Origin of the sequence: Roseibium aquae (assembly GCF_008711285.1) — a bacterium.
Taxonomy (GTDB): Bacteria; Pseudomonadota; Alphaproteobacteria; order Rhizobiales; family Stappiaceae; genus Roseibium; species Roseibium aquae.
In genome coordinates this window covers 257,928-275,724 of the sequence record NZ_VXDC01000002.1, presented here as the reverse complement: position 1 = coordinate 275,724, position 17,797 = coordinate 257,928, and the positions used below count along the sequence as shown (strand labels likewise).

Sequence of the window (17,797 nt, the reverse complement as noted above, 5' to 3'; positions counted from 1 at the left end):
TATTTTTTCTTTGAAAATTGGCGAAATACGCGCCGGTCATTTTAAAGAGCGAATATCAGCCGTGATGAATTTTTTCCTCAGCCTGTCGATCACCACCCGGATCGGCGCCCTCTCGGGACTCTCCATGATCGCAATCGCGATCTTGGGCACGACCTTTTTCCTCAGCTCCCAGGCGATTGACCGGGAGAACCAGAACCTTGCGCTTTATTCCAACATGGATTGGCGGCAAAGCCAGGTAAAGGCGCATGCTTTGGAAATGCGTCAGCTGGCCCGCGAGTTTTCCTTGTCGAACGATCCGGCCCTTCTCGAGCCCTATGTGAAGGCGTTTGAATCGGCGGAAACGCAATTCGGCGAACTGTCAAATGCGGCATATAGCGCGTCGATCGCGGATAATCTCGACCGGTTGAAAGCAGGTGTCACAGACCACCGGGCAAAGTTCGATCTTCTCACCAGCGACTATCAAGCCATGGGCCTGACCGAGAATGACGGGTTGCGGGGAGAACTCCGCGCAGCCGTTCACGCGGTGGAAGAGAAGCTGAATGAGGCTAATCTGGATGCATTGACGGTCAAGATGCTGATGATGCGCCGCCATGAGAAGGATTTCATGTTGCGGGGCGGGGAAAAATACATCGAGCGCATCGACGCCCGCCGGTCAGAATTTGACCCGCTGCTTGCCGAAACGGCATTGTCCGATGCCGACAAGGCTGAAATCATGACCTCGATGGACCGGTATCAGGCCGGTTTCAAGGCCTATGCAGTGATGGCAAAGGAGATCGAGGAAGACATTGCTGCCCTGGATCAGACCTACGCGGCGATGGTTCCGGATTTTGACGCCCTGTCCGAAGCAGCCTATCAGGGTAAGGTCGCGGCTCAAAAAGCGCTGGAAGCGACACAAGCTTCAGCGCAGACCGTTTTCTACTCCGCAGCCGGAGGCGCTTTGGCGATCGCCATTGTTCTTGCGTTTCTGATCGGACGCAGCATCACCCGGCCTGTCCAGGCTTTGACCGGTACGATGAAGAACCTTGCCGAGGGCAATATCGATGTTTCCGTGCCGTTCGCCGAAACAGGCAGCGAGATCGGCGACATGGCGCGGGCCGTGGAGGTTTTCCAACGCAACGCCTTGCGCACCCGCGAGTTGGAAGAGGAGCAAAAACAGCAGGCCGAACAAGCCGAACTCGACAAGCGCGCCATGATGGACAATCTCGCCGACCAGTTTGACAGTGCAATCGGCGGAATCGTCGCGCGCGTATCGAACGCGGTGACGAATTTGAGCGAAACGGCCCGAACCATGTCGAGTGTCTCTGAAGACACGAGCGGGCGGGCCGAGGCAGCCTCCTCGGCCTCCCAGACCACCAGCGAAAACGTGCAAATGGTGGCATCGGCTGCCGAAGAAATGACCGCTTCGATCAACGAAATCAATCAACAGGTGATCCGCGCCTCGACATCGTCGCAAAAGGCCGCCAGCGATGTGGAGGTCACGGCCCGGCAAATGAACAATCTTGCTGCCATGGTCGACAAGATCGGCGAAGTGGTCTCCATGATTTCCGAAATCGCCGAGCAAACAAATCTGCTCGCGCTGAATGCGACGATCGAATCGGCCCGCGTGGGCGAGGCCGGCAAGGGCTTTGCCGTTGTGGCCGGCGAAGTGAAGGCGCTTGCCAACGAAACGGCGAAGGCGACCGAAAGCATCTCCGACCTGATTTCCAAGATCCAGGCGGAAACCAAGACCGCTGTTGGCTCAATCGATCAGATCGGCCAGGTGATCCGGGATCTGGAAAACACCTCTGGCGCCATTGCCGCCGCCATGGAAGAGCAAGGCGTGACCACGCAAAGCGTGGCCCGGAATGTGTCGGACGCCGCGACCGGTACTCGGGATGTGTCTGACAGCATTGCCGTGGTGCGCTCCGCCTCGGAGGAAGCCCGCGCGGCATCGGCGCAAGTGATGGCCTCGGCAGAGGATCTCGCCCAACAATCGGGCTTGATGAAAAACGAGGTGGAACGCTTCCTCGCACAGATCCGGGCAGCCTGATTCTTACCGCCGCCTGACCCTCGCAATGCAGTCGCGGTAGACGGCAAGCGTCGCCTGGGTCATGGCGTCCACAGAAAAGTGCCGGGTAACGTGGGCACGGGCGCATTGCGTGACACCTGCCCGCGCGGCCGGGTCCATGTCCAAAGCCATGGAGATGGCCCCGGCGAGTGCCTGAGCATCGTTTGGCGCCACCCGCCATCCGGTCCGCGCACCGTCGTCGACCTCCGGCGGCGCGAGCACGGTTTCCGGCACCGCGCCGAGATCCGTCACCACAACCGGAACCCCGGCCGCCTGAGCCTCCACCGCCGCCCGCCCGAAAGCCTCCGGCTCGATGGAGGCAACAACCGCAAGGTCCGACAGAGCCAAGGCCGCTGGAACATCTGCGCAATGGCCCACTATTCTGACCTGGTCGTCCAGACCATGGTCCGAAACGAGTCGCCTGAGGCTGCTCAGATAGCCGTCCCGCCCCTGGGCGTCCCCAGCCAGGACCGCAACCGGAGCAGTGCGGCCGGCTGCCTTGAGCACAGCCATGGCCTCGATCAGGACCCGCTGCCCCTTCCAGGCCGTCAACCGGGCAAGATTAAGGATCACCGGTCGGTTGGGGGGCAAGTTCCAACTGCGCGAAAGGGCCGATGCGCGCTCCGCGTCAACGGCGCCCGGTGCAAGGCCGGTCAGATCCGACCCCCGGTAAATCGTCTTTATATGGGCCTCGGCAAAGGGGTGACGTTCCGCGATCAACCGCGCGGTGTAGCGGGAATTGGCGATCACCGCATCACCGCGTGCCATGACCGAGTTATACAGTGCTTTCAGTGTCGATTTTTGGCTGTAAATCCCGTGATAGGTGGTCACGAACGGAATCCCCTCGCGCCGCGCCGCGATCAGCGCGGACCATGCGGGCGCGCGGCTGCGGGCATGGATCAGCGCGACCTTGTGATTGCGGATGACACTCTGCAAACGGGCGGCATTGCGCCAAATCGTAACCGGGTTCTTGGACTTGAGCGGCAGCACGATGTGCCGTGCACCCGCATTGTCGAGTTCGCGCACCATTTTCCCGCCCTGGCTGGCAACGAGCGCGGTTCCTCCGGCGACCACCACGGCATCGGCCACATCGATCGTTGTTCGTTCCGCCCCTCCTGTTTCCAGGTCCGGAATCACTTGCAGGACAGTATGGGGAAACGCGGTTGCGGCAGGGTCGCGGGTCAAGAGCGGTCTTCTTTTTGAAAGCGCGGTGTGCGAAGGACCAAACAAACGGAAATCAGATGAGAGGCATAATATGAGCCAATCGGAACTGCAATTCTTGGATGTCGGGTCCGGCCCATCCGCGCGTTCGATTGCGGTACGCCATGAGGCCGGGTCAAGTCCTGGCGTTCTCTGGCTTTCCGGCTTCAAATCAGACATGTCCGGCAGCAAGGCGGAGGAAGTGGCACGCCACGCAAGGGACCAAGGGCAGAGGGTCACGCGGTTTGACTATTCCGGTCATGGCCGCTCCGGCGGCGACTTCGAGCAGGCCTGCCTGTCCGACTGGCTCGAGGAAACACTTGCTGTGTTCGACCTGTTTTGCACCCAGCCAACCCTTGTCGTGGGCTCTTCCATGGGCGGGTGGCTGGCGATGCTCCTCGCCCTTGCCCGAAAAGAAACGGGGCGGATTGATGGGCTCGTCCTGATCGCCCCGGCATTGGACTTCACCGAGGAGCTCATGTGGAAACAGCGCTTTACCCCGGGAATCAGGGAGATAGTCCTGCGGGATGGCCGTTTCGAGCAGCCCTCCGCCTATTCTGGCGAGCCCTATGTCATCACCAAAAAACTGATCGAGGATGGCCGAAACCACCTTCTGCTGGGCACGTCCTTGCACACCGGCTGTCCGGTCACCATCCTGCAAGGGATTCAGGATCCGGATGTGCCATGGCAGCATGCCCAGCGCCTTGTCGCGGCCTTGCCGCAGGACGATGTTGTTTTCACTCTTGTTCCCGACGGTGACCACCGGCTGTCTCGCCCGCAGGACATCGACCTTTTGCTGAAGGCCATCGACAGGCTGAGGGCTTCTTAAAGCGGCAGGGACTCCTGCCCGTTCCTGTAAGCCCGATACCAAGCCCAGAAAAGGCGGGCCGCAACACTGCGCCATGGCGACCAATCGAGCGCAATCTGATCGAGTTGCCTGGCTGTTGGCCTTGCTTCGAGTTCAAGCGCTTTTTCCACGGCGATCTGCAAGGCAAGATCGCCGCTTGGAAACACATCCGGGTGACCGGCGCAGAACAACAGGAAGATATCCGCCGTCCACGGACCGATGCCCTTGATGGCGCAAAGGGTTGCGTGCGCCTCCCCGGGAGAGCGGGTCGCCAGATGCGCGAGATCCAGCCCATCCAGGCAGGCCCGGGAGGCGGCGCGAAGAGCCCGAATTTTCGGCCGGGACAAACCAGCCGACTTCAGGGTTTCGTCGGGCGTAGCCCAAAGCGTGGAAGGATCGAGCGGAACGACCATGCCGCTCAGCCGGGCGAAAATGGCGGCCGCGCTTGCCGTTGAAACCTGCTGCCCCGTGATGATCTGGGCCAGTCCAGCGAAATCGGCTTCACGCCGCCGCAAGGGAATGTCGCCAGCCACTTCCCCGATCGAGCAAAGGCGCGGATCGATCCGGCAAAGGTCTGTCAAACCGGCTTGGAGCACTGCAAGGCTATCGACGGGTGTCACGGGTTCGGCGATCGGTCTGTGGACGGCAAGGGCGCAGCCCGAAACTCGGCCATTGCAGGCAAACGCGCAAGCGCGTATCGGAAGGCTCACCATGTCAGAACGCATTTTCCGGTTCGCACCGTCGCCCAACGGACACTTGCATCTCGGGCACGCCCTGTCCGCCCTGCTGAACCGCCAGGCGGCCGATCGGTTTGGAGGGCGGCTTTTGTTGCGCCTTGAAGATATCGATCAAACCCGGTGCACGCCCGACCTCGAACGCGAGATGCTGGAGGACCTTTCCTGGCTTGGGATCACGTTTGACGGGCCGGTCTGGCGCCAGTCCGAACGTTTCGCGGCCTATGGAACCGCACTTGATCGCCTGCAATCCATAGGGCTGGTGTATCGCGGATATCTGACCCGCGCCGAGATAAAAGCGCATGTGGCGCGGCTTGAATCCGAAACGGGTCGAGCCTGGCCACGGGACCCGGACGGCGCGCCGCATTATCCCGGAGACGCCTCGGTTCTTCCACCAGATGAAATCAACTCGCGCTGGACCAATGCCGCACCTTTTGCGCTGCGGCTCGACATGAAGGCGGCGCTTGACCAGATTTCTGGGCCTCTGGTCTGGATGGAAGCTAGTGCGGAAGGCGCCGATCTCGCCAACACGCGGCCTGCTCCGATCGCCGCAGACCCGTCGATCTGGGGCGATGTCGTGCTGGCGCGCAAGGACACGCCCACCAGCTATCATCTATCCGTGGTGGTCGATGACGCGGCCCAGCAGATCACCGATGTGGTGCGGGGCCGCGACTTGTACGCCGCAACCTCCGTTCACCGGCTGCTGCAGGACTTGCTTGGTTATCCGGCACCGGTCTACTGCCATCACCGTCTGATCCTAGGGCCTGACGGCACCAAGCTGTCCAAGTCGGCCGGGGACACCAGCCTTCGGGCGCTTCGCGCTGCCGGCATGAACTTGTCCGGCCTCATGCGCCGGATTGGCCTGGCCTGACCCGGCAAACTCATACACCTGCACGCCACAAATCGAGAAAATACACCCACGCGGCACAGGTGAAAACGGCGGCCATGGTTGTAACGGTGATCGCGTTGGTCGACATGGCATGGCCGGTTCCGTAACGGTTGGCGAAAATGTAGGCATTCACCCCGGTCGGACAGGCCGCGGTCAAGGTCGCCGCGCAGACCCAAAGCGGTGGGAGCTGAACGACATAGGCGCTCATAATGAAAACGACCAGGGGCATGACAAGGACCTTGACCAGGCTGAGGCACAGACCGGGCAGAAGGTTGCCGCGCACACCGTACATCACCATGCTCATGCCCAACGACAGAAGCGCAACGGGCAAAGCGGTTCCCGCAATCCGATCGAGGATGTCTTCGAAGATCCCGGTGATCGGGATTCCGGTCATCCGCCAGGCCACGGAACTGGCGATCGCGATGGCAAGCGGGTTGGTCAACAGGCTGCGCCCCACTTTCGCAAGCAATGTGGACAATTGGACAGGGCCACTGATCCCATCGAGCGTTGCCGCGCGTTCCATGAGCACCGCGGTCACCATCGTCATGACCGGAAGATGGATCGAGATGATCACCATGAGCGCGACGAGACCGCGTTCGCCGTAGACCTGATCGACCAAGGGCAGCCCCACCATCACCGTGTTGGCGAAACCGGCAGAGATACCGCCGATCACGCCGGCCCGGGCCTCCCGCCCGAAGCCCTTGCGGATGATCAGCGTCCCGAGCGTCCAGGCGCACGCAATGCCGGTAAAGTAGGCGGCCCATAGACCCCAGGGCGTCTGCCCGCCAAGATCAACTTCAGCGAGTGTCTTGAAGATCAGGACCGGGATGGCAATCACATAGACGAATTGCCCCAAGGCATCGCCGGCGGTTTCGGGCAAAAGTCTGGCGCGCGCGGTCCCGTAGCCAATGGCGATCAACAGAAAAACAGGCAGGACAATTGCGAAAACGTTGGTCAGCATGCGACGGAAACAGCCTTGTAGACGTGGATTGTGCGGACCTGGACCCGATCCGAATAAGGAAAAGCGCGGGCGTCATTGTTTTATTTACTTGGCTATGCGCTGATACGCCAAGAGTGGGGTTGTGAGCTGGTCTATTCGCTATTGCCAGTCCGATCAGTTTGGGGACCGACGTGAATCCAGGGAATGACCGCCAGCGCATCGAACAGAGGACAGCTCTTCATGCCTGATCCATCTGACACTGGCAATCGTCTCGCGCTTTTGGCGCACGATATGCGGACACCGCTTGCAGCCATGCGCCTGACGGCCGAATTGATCGCCAAGGAACCGTTGAGCGATACTCAACGAACCCGGCTCGAAATCCTGGTTCGGGCTATCGACAATCTGACGGGAATGACCTCGAGCCTTGTCTACGCAGGCGCCTCCGGTGGCCCGCCCCAGGCCGAACCGGCCGGAGTTCACAATCTGCTTGAAGACACCGCCAACCTTTTTCGTCTGGCGGCCAATGCCAACGGTCTGGTGCTGACAACAAACTTCGACCCCACGTTGGAGGGCAGCGTAACCCTGTATCCCGGTCATCTGACCCGAACAGTGGCGACGCTGCTCGACAATGCGATCAAGTATACCGGAAACGGAATGGTGCACCTGTCCGCCTGTTGCCGGATCCGGGATCCGGCTTCCAGCGGCGGGATCGTGCTCGAGGTGACCGTCACGGATACCGGGCCCGGCCTCAAGGAAGCGGACATCGACAGCGTGTTCAAACCCTATGTGCGCGGGACCGCGGCGAGGCATGCGGCCGGCGGCGGCGCCGGGCTCGGCCTTTGGGGCGCCTCGGAATTGCTGAAGGAAGTCGGCGGCACCATGGAGGTATCGTCGCCGGAGCAGGGCGGATGCCAGTTCGTCATTTCGTTTCCCGTGACGGCAGGGGAAGCGGCGCATGCTGCGGCCTTCGCAGAAATGCCGGCCAAGCCGACCTTCGATGGTCCTTTGAATGGCCATTTTCTGGTCGTCGATGACAATGGCACAAACCGGCGTCTGCTCGCGGCTTTGCTCGAATCGTTCGGCGCAAGCCTTCAGGAAGCCGGCAATGGCCGCGAAGCTCTGGATGCCGCGGCAAACAACAGCTTCGACGCCATTTTGCTGGATCTTCACATGCCGGGCATGAGCGGCATCGACGTTGCGCGGCACCTGAACGAAACGGCAAACGGAAGCCGGCCCGCCGTGATTGCGGTCACGGCCGCGCACGAGTCAGCCGATCCAGAGACGCTGCGGGAAACCGGCATCGATACCGTCATCGCCAAACCGATTTCGCCGGCGGCGCTTTACGGCACCCTGTCCGAAGCCCTGTGCAGAGCGCGCCAAGCCCGGTCCTGAAAACCGGCCGGCTCCGGTTTCCGTTGGCCCGGCGTCCGTGATGGGGTAAAGAGCCGCTCATGACCAAGAGCACTCACCCGCCCCACGGGAACACAACGGCCTTTCGGCGTGCCATGGCCCTCTGCGCCCGGCGTCCCCTCGTCCTTCTTGCCCTGTATGTGGCCGCAGTTTCGCTTGTTTTTCTAATCTTTCCGTCGCTGGACCTTTGGGCAAGTGGCATGTTCTACAACGAGCGGGCCGGGTTTTGGGCCCAGCACGAACCGTTTCTCAGTCAGGTGCGGCATTTGGGACCACATCTGGTGATGTGGGTTGCGGTAACGATGGTCGCCGTTGTTTTGCTGAAACTCATACTGCCGGACCGCCCCCCGGTTTTGCCCCTTCGGATTCCGGTCTTCTTGACCAGCACCCTCATCCTCGGTCCCGGAATCCTGGTCAACGCGATCCTGAAGGACAATTGGGGACGGCCGCGGCCACGCTCTGTGGAGGATTTCGGCGGGGATCTTCCGCATCAGCTCGTTTGGATCCCAACCGATTATTGCGAAAGCAACTGCTCTTTCGTCTCTGGCGAAGCCTCTGCCGGCATTTGGCTGACGGCCCTTGCCTTCATCGTACCGGCAGCGTGGCGGATCGGCGTGCTCGCATTCGTTCTACCACTCTGCCTCGTTCTGTCGGTTAATCGCGTCGCGTTTGGGGGACACTTCCTTTCCGATACGATGATTTCGTGGGGATTGACCTTGATGGTGATCGTCGGCGTCTACAAGTTACTTTACACGAGCCGGTTCCAACCGACGGATGAAGCACTCGATCGCGCTTTGAGCGCAGCCGGCCTCGCCGTTCGAAAGCCCGTTGTCCGGGCTCTGACGTCTGGCAGGCGCGCGGCCGGACGGTTCTGGAAAATGTTTTCCGATCCGGCCTGACGAACAGCAATTGGTCTGGAGATCAATTGGGAAGCGTGGTCTGGTCCTCGGCAGGGGCAACAACCTGCTCCACTCCCTTGCGCGGCCGGGTACGCCGGAGGATCCGGGAAAAGCGCCTGGGTGCGCGGTCTTCAATCCATAGAAAAGCGCGGTTCAGCCGAGAGCCTTTCTGGCGGCGCTTACGCAAATGCCGCGCCGCTGCCCGGTTGGTCGCGACAATCAGGATGAGCCCGGCCGCCATCAGGGGCACTCCGGTTGGAATGGGAAGCCAGACTGTCGCGAAACCAAGCACTAGCAGAATGGATGCCAGGATCAACCAAAAAAACTTCATGCACCAACGCCACTGTCAACTGTTGCGGTCTATAGCCGGATAGGAAGACGTTCGTGTGAATGTCTAATCTTTACGTCCGAAACGGATGGAGCCCGTCAAGCAGCTTGAACGCGCCGGCCGCGACCATTCGGTAGACGTGTTCGAAGCCGTCAGGGCCTCCGAAATAGGGATCGGGGACATCCTGAAGCGGATCTCGCAAGAACAGCCGCAATTCAGCCGTTGCGGAAACCGGCGCACGATCCTGCAAGGTCGTCAGGTTTGTCCGGTCCATGGCACAAATCAGATCGAACCGGTGAAAATCCTCGGTTTGCACCTGCCGGGCCCGCTGACCGCCAATGTCGAGCCCGTATTTGCGGGCAATGTCAACCGAGCGCGGATCGGGTGGATCGCCGATATGCCAATCTCCGGTGCCGGCGGAAGCGATCTCGAAACACGCGGCCAGTCCGGCGGTCTCGACCGCATGCCGGAAAAGACCTTCGGCCAGGGGCGAACGGCAGATGTTGCCAAGACACACGAACAAAACGGACGGCATGCGAACTCGCGAAATTGGCAGCGCTTGGGTCGACCTTGCCGGAACATTCGCTATGTTTCCAGAGCTAGTATCAAGTGAAACATCGGAGATGTGACATGGCATCTAAACTCACCGCGGAAGAACGCAGCGCCGGGCTAAAGGCCCTTTCAGGATGGAAATCCGTCGAAGGCCGCGACGCCATCGCCAAAACCTATCAGTTTTCCGACTTCAATGAGGCGTTCGGGTTCATGACGCGCGTTGCCCTGATTGCCGAAAAAATGGACCATCACCCGGAATGGTTTAACGTTTACAAGACCGTGGAAGTGACGCTGTCGACCCATGATGCGGGTGGCCTGAGCATGCTGGACCTAAAACTTGCAGCGCAGATGGACCGCATCGCCGGGGTTTGAGCAGCACCAGGCCTTTCCCTGGATCAGCTCGCCGCTTTCTCGATCACAAACCGTCCGTTGTCCCCTTCGCGGTTGGCTTCGACAAGCGTGTGGCCGGCCTCATTGCAGAAATGCGGAATATCAATCGACGCCATTGGATCGGTCGTAAGCACCGTGATCCGCGCCCCCGGAGCCAGGGTTTTCATGGCCTTTCGTGTTTTCAGAACCGGAAGCGGGCACTTGAGCCCCTTGAGGTCGAGAATGGTGTCGGTCACGGCTGAAGCGTCTCCTTTGAAGTCGCGCGCCCGGAACAAGCCCAAGCTTCACGGGTGTCTTAGGATTGCGTGACAGATCATTCAACCGGCATCTTGAACCGTTCATCTGTGGACGACCATTGCGGGCGGGTTACTGTCGAGCGGGCCTGTGCTCTGTTGCCAAGACCCTCGATCAAAAGGCAGGTGTTCATGACGTCTCTCCCCTCGGATATCGATGTACTCGATTTTTGGTGGCGCGCAGGTTCTGCAAAATGGTTTCAACAAGACGATGCGTTCGATGACCTGTGCCGTGAGAGGTTCGGTCCGGCGGTTGACGCCGCCCTGGAGGGAAAACTCGATCATTGGACGCAAAGCCCAAGCGGTGCACTGGCGCTCATTCTCCTGCTCGATCAGCTGACGCGCAATATCCATAGGGGCACGCCGGACGCCTTCGCCGGGGACGCACTGGCCCTCAAGATTGCCGATCAGGCGATTGCGGCCGGATATGATCGCGCGTTCCCGCCTGATGTCCGGGTGTTTTTCTACCTCCCCTTCGAACACGCCGAGGACATGGCTGCGCAGGAGCGGGCCGTGGATCTGTGCCGTGCCCTCGATCACACTCAATATTACCACTTCGCGCTGGTCCATATGGATGTCATCCGGCGGTTTGGCCGGTTTCCGCATCGCAACAAGGTGCTGGGCCGCACGCCAACCCCAGCCGAGGAAGCGTATCTGGCGGATAACGGCTTCTCAGCATAAAGCCGATCGACTGCGGCCGGCATCTGCGGCCAGACCCGCGTTTTCAGGGAATGGTGGGCCTTTCCGGACCCACCTACCAGGTCGCAGTGCCTGTTTGTTAGGCTGCGACCAAGCAACCCCTCAGAATTGTATATTTTTTATGCATATTTGAAATTTTGCATGATTTTTAATCACGTCTATCAGCTGATGGATCCTGCTTTTTGCGCCAGTTCATCTCCTCCATGGCCAAGACGGCGGGCAAAATTCCCGCGATTCCAACAGGAACGATCATTTCTCCACAGGTTGGCATGGTCCTTGAAAAGAAAGCCGCGATACCGGCCCGGTGTCATGCGTATGCGGGCGCTTGAAGTGCTGCAGGTCTGCAGGGGTTCCAATGGGGGGAACCGGTCGGGGCGGTCGACCGAGCCTCTTCAGCGGGAAGAGGCGGCAAGGAAAGGGAATGGAACGAGCAATGAAGATAGTGATGGCCATCATCAAGCCGTTCAAGCTCGACGAAGTGCGGGATGCCTTGACCGGCATCGGCATCCAGGGCCTGACGGTGACCGAAGTCAAAGGGTATGGCCGGCAGAAGGGCCATACCGAAATCTACCGGGGCACCGAGTATGCCGTCAGCTTTCTGCCGAAACTGAAGATCGAAGTCGCCGTCGATGGCGCCTCCGTGGACAAGGTCGTCGAGGTCATCTCCGGCGCGGCCAAAACAGGCCAGATCGGAGACGGAAAAATCTTCGTCTACGCCATCGATCAGGTCGTTCGCATCCGCACCGGCGAAACCGACGCCGAAGCACTCTGAATTTAGGTAAGGACTTGTAACATGAAGAAACTCCTCGTGAAGGGCGGGATGACGGTGGCTCTGCTGAGCCTCTCGGCCCTGCCAGTTCTGGCTCAGGACGGTGAAGCGGCCCCGGCTGTGACCCCCGAAGTCGCCTACATCTTCAACACGCTTCTGTTCCTGATCGGTGGCTTCCTCGTCATGTGGATGGCGGCTGGATTCGCGATGCTCGAAGCCGGTCTCGTTCGTTCAAAGAACGTGTCGATGCAGTGCCTGAAGAACATTTCGCTCTATTCCATCGCCGGACTGATGTACTGGATCACTGGTTACAACCTGATGTACACCGGCGTTGACGGTGGGTTCATCGGGTCCTTCGGTCCTTATGCCTTCGATCCTGTTGGCGGAGACGCCCTCGACACAGGCTATTCGACCGCCTCTGACTGGTTCTTCCAGATGGTGTTCGTCGCAACCGCCGCGTCAATCGTTTCCGGCACGGTGGCGGAGCGCATCAAGCTGTGGCCCTTCCTGTTGTTCGTTGTGGTTCTGAGCGGCTTCATCTACCCGATCGCAGGCTCCTGGCAGTGGGGTGCTGGCTGGCTGTCCGAGATGGGCTTCTCCGACTTCGCCGGCTCCACTCTGGTTCACTCCGTCGGTGGCTGGGCGGCCTTGACCGGTGCGATCATCCTGGGCGCGCGTAAAGGCAAGTATGGCGCGGACGGCAGCGTGCATCCGCTTCCCGGCTCCTCCATGCCGCTGGCAACCCTCGGCACCTTCATCCTGTGGCTCGGCTGGTTCGGCTTCAACGGCGCCTCCCAGCTTGCCATGGGCTCGATCGGAGACGTCAGCGACATTTCCCGGATTTTCGCCAACACGAACATGGCGGCTGCGTCCGGTGTGGTTGCCGCCGTTGTCCTGACCCAGATCATGTACAAGAAGGTCGATGTGACCATGGCGCTCAACGGCGCTCTAGCGGGCCTCGTGTCCATCACAGCCGAGCCGCTGGCTCCGAGCGTCTGGCAGACCGTGTTTATCGGTGCGGTCGGTGGCGCGATCGTGGTGTTCACTGTGCCGCTGCTCGACAAACTCAAGATCGACGACGTGGTTGGTGCGATCCCGGTCCACCTGATCGCCGGCATCTGGGGAACCCTGATTGTGCCGCTCTCAAATGACGGTGCCTCCTATGGCGTCCAAATCACCGGTATTGTCGCCTACGGCGTCTTTACGGTGGTTGCATCCGCAATCGTGTGGTTCGCGCTCAAGTCGACCATCGGTCTCCGGGTCTCGGAAGAAGAAGAAGCGCTGGGGCTCGACAAAGTCGAGATCGGCGTCGAGGCCTATCCGGAATTCGGAATGGGTTCACAGCGGATGTAATCCGCACCTGACAAAGTCTCCCAAAGCGGTCTCGTTGGCTCGGACCGCCAAACTTGAAGCCCCGGTTCCGCCGGGGCTTTTTTTCTGCCGGGCTGGCTTAGCGCATCGGGCGTTTTGTTTGTAACACCCAAAGATGCGCGGCGACGGAAGACGCGATCAGCTTAGGAGTCTGTTCCGGTTAACCGCCCGCTGATCAGCCCCCATTCAAGCGAGCGGCCAATTCGCCGTGGTCGGCGATGACCAAATCGGCCCCGGCAGCGCGCAATTTCCGCCCGTGGCCAGCCTGGCAATGTCCTCCACCGGTGAACCCCCAAACGGTCATGCCCGCTGCCAGACCGGCTATGACGCCATTGGAACTGTCCTCGATCACAAGGCATCTCTCCGGAGCAATGCCGAGCTTGCCGGCGGCAAACAAGAAGAGATCCGGAGCCGGTTTGCCGTTTTCGACCTGTTCCCCCGAATAGATGTGGGGCTCGAAGTAGCGGGAAAGGCCCGTATGACCGAGTTTGCGGATCAACGCGGGCAAGCTGGACGAGGACGCGACCGCCCGAGGACCGGTATGGGCTTCAAGCAGGGGCTTGATCCCGCGGATGTCGACCAGTTCCGCATCCATCCGGAGCTTGGTCGCCGCATCAAGGTCTGGCCAGAAACTTTCCGGGAGCGGACCCTTCCCCAAGGCCCGATAATCCGCATCAAGCGCTGAATGGAAATCATTGGCCCCAAGCCCCTGAAAGCGGGCCATATAATCATCGAGCTCAAAATTCAGTCCAATCCGCGACAGGTGGTCCCGCTCGACATCGACATAGATCCTTTCGGAATCGACCAGAACGCCATCGCAATCGAACAGGATCGCTTCAAAATCCATCGCAAAGCTTCTTTCAATGGGAGCCGTCAAACAGACCCTTAACCACGTGGCGTTGAAACAAGATGACAAGCAGCGCCGGCGGCAGAAGAGCGGCCACGGCGAGCATCGCGCCCGTGAGACTTGCGCTCCCGAAGAACTGAAGCCCTCTGACAACGGTGAAGCCGGCTTCGTCGGATGTCACCATGACCGGCCACAGGTATTGGTTCCACCCATTGACGAACAACACCAGAAACAGGGCCGCAGCCGTTGGGCCCGAGAGAGGAACCAGAATATCCTTCAAAAAGCGGAACGGGCCCGCCGCATCCAGCTTTGCCGATTCCAGCAGGGCATCCGGAACAGTCAGAAGGAACTGGCGAAAGAACAGGGTTCCCAATCCGGACGCTACCAGTGGCAGGATGAGCCCGCCATGCGTGTTGACGAGCCCCAATTGGGCGACAACGGTGAAGGTTGCCAGGAACCGCGATTCCAGGGGCAGCATCAAGGTGAAGATCAGAATCCAGAAGATCAGGCTGGCGAAACGAACTCGAAAGTAGACAAGACAGTAGGCGGCCAGGAGGGCCAGCACCACTTTCAAGCCGGCAAAGCCCGCCCCCAGAACAAACGAATTCCACAGCATGGTGACGGCGGTTATATCTCCGGAAAAACCGGCGCTGCCAACGATAAAGTTCCCATAGTTTTCAAATCCGCTGCCACCGGGATCAAGCCGCATCCTGATGCCTGACCCGGCTGGATGGGTCGTTGCGGCAAACAGCCCGTAAACCGGCAGGCACATCGCCAGAGTCCCTAGGACCAGAATTGCGTGGTCGAAAATCCGCGAGCCTAGACGGCGATTGTTCAGCATGTCTTCACAGAACCACTATCCCCGAATGCTTCGCTTTGTGATCGGGCTCGACGTGAATCGTGACACGCGCGCCAGGCATACCGTCGGCAATCGCCTCCTCGATCCGGTCGCAGATGTCATGGGCGGTTTCGACTGTCATTTTCCCCGGCACTACAAGATGAAATTCAATGAAGGTCGCAGACCCGGCTTGCCGCGTCCGCAAATCATGGGCTTCCAGCGCGCCTTCCCCATGATCGGAGATCATGGCCCGGATCTTGGTCAACGTATCTTCGGAAGCGGATTCATCCATCAACCCGCTGACAGACTCCTTCATCACATGCCAGCCGGACCAGAGCACCAGGATCCCGACAAGGGCCGCCAGAATCGAATCGAGCGGCTCCCACCCCGTTATGAACACCAGCCCGACGCCCCCGAGGACCCCCAGTGATGTGCCAACATCGGTCATCAGATGCTTCCCGTCCGCTGTGAGAGCGGGAGAGGAATTGCGCCGGCCAAATCGGATGAGATGCCGCGCCCAGGCCAGGTTGATCAGGGCTGCAAGGGCGTTGATGCCAAGACCGGTCAGGGAATAGGTCAGCGGGCGGTCGTCGGTTAGTCCCTCCCAGGCCGCATAGAAGATGGATATCGCGGCAAGAACAATCATGACACCGACAAGAACGGCCGCGAAGTATTCGGCTTTGTCATGCCCGTAGGGGTGATTGGAATCAGCGGGTTTGGAGGCGAACCAGACCGCGATCACGGTTGCCAGCGCTGACGCGACATTCACGATCGTTTCAAGCGCGTCGGACAGCAGCGCGGCCGATCCGGTGAGCCAGTAGGCCGCGACCTTCAGCCCCAAAACGACAACACCGATACCGATGCTGCCAAGGGCGATTCGCAGGCGAAGGGTCATGGCCCCGATCTCCGTCAGTCGGCGTTAGCTCGGCGCCGCGAAAGCGGCGACCGCAAAGCCGTAGCAGCTTCGCCTGCCGAGGCAAGGTCCTGTTCTCGAAAAGTCATGGATATATGATCGAAACTGCGGCACTGGCGGGTAGGGCCGGTCAATGCAAGCCCGCGGTCACTTGGTCCAGTTCAAGACATCGGCGCCAATGATCGCACCTGAACCGTTCTCGTCCTCAAGCTGAATGAGAACGGCGCAGTAGTCATCGCCCGATTTTGCAAGTTCGGACTTCGGCATGTGGAATTTGGCGGGACCGCCCATCCACATTCCAATCGGATGCATCGCGCGGACAACGTTGCTGTAGGTCATGGTTTTCCCGGCGTTTTCGCCACGCGAAATTTCGACCTGCTCGCTTTCGCTGATCCTCACGAACAAAACCTTGGCCATGTCCGCGCCTTCGGGAAGCTGCCCATCTACGCTGGCCTCAACAACCATCCCGGTCACCTTGAGAGACACGGATGCCGAGAACGGTTCGGCGCGATTGATCGCAGCCCGGACTTCCTGTTCATGACTACCGATAACGTGCTCTTCACCGTTTATTACCATTTGAGGAGTGTAGACCGACCGGTCGCCCCGGCGGGCGGCATAGGCCCGCTGGCGTTCGGAGTATTCGGTCTTGGCCAGCGTATCCGGCCAGCCAAGGTAATCCCAGTAGTCGACATTCAGGGTCAGGGCCAGCACCCGGCCATCCTCGCTCAGGTCTCTGAGCAGGGCATCTGCTGGAGGACAGGAAGAGCATCCTTGACTGGAAAACAGTTCGGCAACCGCCTGCGGAGACTGCGCGAATGCCCCGCTGGCAGGAAACGGCAGGGACAGGAGCAACATGAGTAGACCAAGGGCCGCTCCGCGGTCCCGAGCGCGTCGGATATCCATAGGACAGGGTTTTCCTCTTACGGTTCCATCTCTACCTAGGCCAATCCGGCATAACCGGCGAATCACGAGCGGGTGACAGCCGGCGAACACATAAGTCTGACCCAGCCGCCGCTCAGCTGGTGGGGCCATTCGGGGTGGCAAGCACCTTGTCGAGTTCCGGAAGAAAAACACCCCTGTAACGTTCCGGATCGAGCGGCCCGATGAATTTGTAGCGGATAATCCCCGAGGCATCGACAATGAACGTCTCCGGCACACCGTAAACGCCCCAGTCGATCGCGGCCCGGCCGCGATCGTCCGCCCCAACCAGGTCATAGGGATTTCCCAAACTGCCGAGAAAACGGCGGGCGTTTTCAGGTTTGTCCTTGTAGTTGATGCCGATCATCTGGAAGCCGTCGCGGGTTGCCAGGTCCTCCAGAAGCGGGTGCTCCTGCCGGCACGGCGCGCACCAGGAAGCGAACACATTGACAACTGTGACCTGCCCGAGCAGATCCTCACGGGAAAAACCTGGGACAGGTGCGCCAGCCTTCACCAGTCCCTCGACGGGCGGCAATTGGGTTTCAGGCACCGGTTCGTTGATCAGGGCCGAAGGGATTTCGCTTGGATCGTTGCCCATGGTGAGCTGAAACAGGAAAAGACCTGCAAGCGCCAGGAAGACGACCAGCGGCAGAAGCACCAGAACCGGAACGCGGCGCTTGCCGGTTTCGGCGTTCCGCTCGGCACCGTCGTCCTGTGTTGTGTTGCCCGTCATGATTTGTCCCGCCGCGCGGAGGCCCGCGCAATGCCTTGCTCTTCCAATTCCTTCAAGGCCGCCAGTTGCCTGGCGCGGTCGACCAGCACCCATACAATCAAAGCGGCCATCGTGCCGAAGGTCACGATGTAGGATGCGACAATGAAGCCTGCATGGGGCCCCAGATCAAAAGGATCCATG

21 protein-coding genes are annotated in these 17,797 nt (G+C 60.2%); 9 read left to right on the top strand and 12 right to left on the bottom strand.

The features are described 5' to 3' along the window. Positions 1–64: 64 nt before the first annotated feature. Complete coding sequence (locus F0184_RS04990; RefSeq protein ID WP_150495192.1) at positions 65–2,029, top strand: methyl-accepting chemotaxis protein; 1,965 nt, start codon at positions 65–67, stop codon at positions 2,027–2,029. A 3-nt stretch (positions 2,030–2,032) separates the two neighbouring features. On the opposite strand, the gene F0184_RS04985 is transcribed toward F0184_RS04990, so the two are convergent. Further along, positions 2,033–3,232 (bottom strand): glycosyltransferase family 4 protein, encoded by a 1,200-nt coding sequence (locus F0184_RS04985; RefSeq protein WP_208998325.1) that lies wholly within the window; start codon positions 3,230–3,232, stop codon positions 2,033–2,035. 70 nt (positions 3,233–3,302) lie between these two features. Here F0184_RS04985 and F0184_RS04980 point away from each other — a divergent pair, with 70 nt between their 5' ends. After that, the gene (locus F0184_RS04980; RefSeq protein ID WP_150495054.1) at positions 3,303–4,076 is read left to right on the top strand and encodes an alpha/beta hydrolase; all 774 of its coding nucleotides are present in this window, start codon (positions 3,303–3,305) and stop codon (positions 4,074–4,076) included. Here the strand turns inward: F0184_RS04980 and F0184_RS04975 are convergent. Further along, positions 4,073–4,714, bottom strand: a complete 642-nt coding sequence (locus F0184_RS04975) for a DNA-3-methyladenine glycosylase family protein (RefSeq protein WP_150495190.1) — start codon at positions 4,712–4,714, stop codon at positions 4,073–4,075. The two genes, F0184_RS04980 and F0184_RS04975, sit on opposite strands and share 4 nt — an antisense overlap. Before the next feature lie 91 nt (positions 4,715–4,805). Between F0184_RS04975 and gluQRS the strand changes: the two genes are divergently transcribed. Next, entirely contained in the window at positions 4,806–5,699 is an 894-nt protein-coding gene (gene gluQRS / locus F0184_RS04970; RefSeq protein WP_150495053.1) for a tRNA glutamyl-Q(34) synthetase GluQRS, read from the top strand. A 10-nt stretch (positions 5,700–5,709) separates the two neighbouring features. On the opposite strand, the gene F0184_RS04965 is transcribed toward gluQRS, so the two are convergent. Continuing rightward, on the bottom strand, positions 5,710–6,678 hold the full coding sequence (locus F0184_RS04965) for an AEC family transporter (RefSeq protein ID WP_150495052.1): 969 nt from the start codon (positions 6,676–6,678) through the stop codon (positions 5,710–5,712). Between the two features lie 219 nt (positions 6,679–6,897). Between F0184_RS04965 and F0184_RS04960 the strand changes: the two genes are divergently transcribed. Next, positions 6,898–8,049 (top strand): hybrid sensor histidine kinase/response regulator, encoded by a 1,152-nt coding sequence (locus F0184_RS04960; RefSeq protein ID WP_172971992.1) that lies wholly within the window; start codon positions 6,898–6,900, stop codon positions 8,047–8,049. 59 nt (positions 8,050–8,108) lie between these two features. Further along, positions 8,109–8,966, top strand: coding sequence for a phosphatase PAP2 family protein (locus F0184_RS04955; protein WP_150495050.1), 858 nt, complete (start codon positions 8,109–8,111; stop codon positions 8,964–8,966). Positions 8,967–8,988: 22 nt separating this feature from the next. Here the strand turns inward: F0184_RS04955 and F0184_RS04950 are convergent, their stop codons facing one another. Both F0184_RS04950 and F0184_RS04945 read right to left on the bottom strand, forming a co-directional pair. Further along, positions 8,989–9,297 carry a hypothetical protein gene (locus tag F0184_RS04950; RefSeq protein WP_150495049.1) on the bottom strand — a complete coding sequence of 103 codons (309 nt, stop codon included), beginning with the start codon at positions 9,295–9,297 and terminating at the stop codon, positions 8,989–8,991. 70 nt (positions 9,298–9,367) lie between these two features. Continuing rightward, the gene (locus F0184_RS04945; protein WP_150495048.1) at positions 9,368–9,829 is read right to left on the bottom strand and encodes a low molecular weight protein-tyrosine-phosphatase; all 462 of its coding nucleotides are present in this window, start codon (positions 9,827–9,829) and stop codon (positions 9,368–9,370) included. Between the two features lie 74 nt (positions 9,830–9,903). Here F0184_RS04945 and F0184_RS04940 point away from each other — a divergent pair, with 74 nt between their 5' ends. After that, positions 9,904–10,218, top strand: coding sequence for a 4a-hydroxytetrahydrobiopterin dehydratase (locus tag F0184_RS04940; protein ID WP_280176927.1), 315 nt, complete (start codon positions 9,904–9,906; stop codon positions 10,216–10,218). Positions 10,219–10,241: 23 nt separating this feature from the next. Here F0184_RS04940 and F0184_RS04935 read toward each other — a convergent pair whose 3' ends face one another. After that, the gene (locus F0184_RS04935; RefSeq protein ID WP_150495046.1) at positions 10,242–10,472 is read right to left on the bottom strand and encodes a sulfurtransferase TusA family protein; all 231 of its coding nucleotides are present in this window, start codon (positions 10,470–10,472) and stop codon (positions 10,242–10,244) included. A 189-nt stretch (positions 10,473–10,661) separates the two neighbouring features. On the opposite strand from F0184_RS04935, the gene F0184_RS04930 reads away from it, so the two are divergent. From F0184_RS04930 to F0184_RS04920, 3 genes are all read left to right on the top strand, one after another. Further along, on the top strand, positions 10,662–11,210 hold the full coding sequence (locus tag F0184_RS04930; RefSeq protein ID WP_150495045.1) for a DUF924 family protein: 549 nt from the start codon (positions 10,662–10,664) through the stop codon (positions 11,208–11,210). 451 nt (positions 11,211–11,661) lie between these two features. Next, the gene (locus tag F0184_RS04925; protein ID WP_172971991.1) at positions 11,662–12,000 is read left to right on the top strand and encodes a P-II family nitrogen regulator; all 339 of its coding nucleotides are present in this window, start codon (positions 11,662–11,664) and stop codon (positions 11,998–12,000) included. Positions 12,001–12,021: 21 nt separating this feature from the next. After that, positions 12,022–13,350, top strand: a complete 1,329-nt coding sequence (locus F0184_RS04920) for an ammonium transporter (RefSeq protein ID WP_150495043.1) — start codon at positions 12,022–12,024, stop codon at positions 13,348–13,350. Between the two features lie 193 nt (positions 13,351–13,543). Here the strand turns inward: F0184_RS04920 and F0184_RS04915 are convergent, their stop codons facing one another. From F0184_RS04915 to ccmD, 6 genes are all read right to left on the bottom strand, one after another. Next, a complete protein-coding gene (locus F0184_RS04915) occupies positions 13,544–14,215 on the bottom strand; it encodes an HAD family hydrolase (protein WP_150495042.1) in 672 nt (223 codons plus the stop codon). A 13-nt stretch (positions 14,216–14,228) separates the two neighbouring features. Then, positions 14,229–15,056, bottom strand: a complete 828-nt coding sequence (locus F0184_RS04910; protein WP_150495041.1) for an ABC transporter permease subunit — start codon at positions 15,054–15,056, stop codon at positions 14,229–14,231. A 4-nt stretch (positions 15,057–15,060) separates the two neighbouring features. After that, on the bottom strand, positions 15,061–15,948 hold the full coding sequence (locus F0184_RS04905; RefSeq protein ID WP_150495040.1) for a cation diffusion facilitator family transporter: 888 nt from the start codon (positions 15,946–15,948) through the stop codon (positions 15,061–15,063). Positions 15,949–16,113: 165 nt separating this feature from the next. Further along, positions 16,114–16,869 carry a DUF1223 domain-containing protein gene (locus F0184_RS04900; protein WP_150495039.1) on the bottom strand — a complete coding sequence of 252 codons (756 nt, stop codon included), beginning with the start codon at positions 16,867–16,869 and terminating at the stop codon, positions 16,114–16,116. Between the two features lie 112 nt (positions 16,870–16,981). Continuing rightward, positions 16,982–17,617 carry a DsbE family thiol:disulfide interchange protein gene (locus F0184_RS04895; RefSeq protein WP_150495038.1) on the bottom strand — a complete coding sequence of 212 codons (636 nt, stop codon included), beginning with the start codon at positions 17,615–17,617 and terminating at the stop codon, positions 16,982–16,984. Next, positions 17,614–17,796, bottom strand: coding sequence for a heme exporter protein CcmD (gene ccmD, locus F0184_RS04890; RefSeq protein ID WP_150495037.1), 183 nt, complete (start codon positions 17,794–17,796; stop codon positions 17,614–17,616). Before ccmD ends, F0184_RS04895 begins: the two co-directional genes overlap by 4 nt. Position 17,797 lies beyond the last annotated feature (1 nt).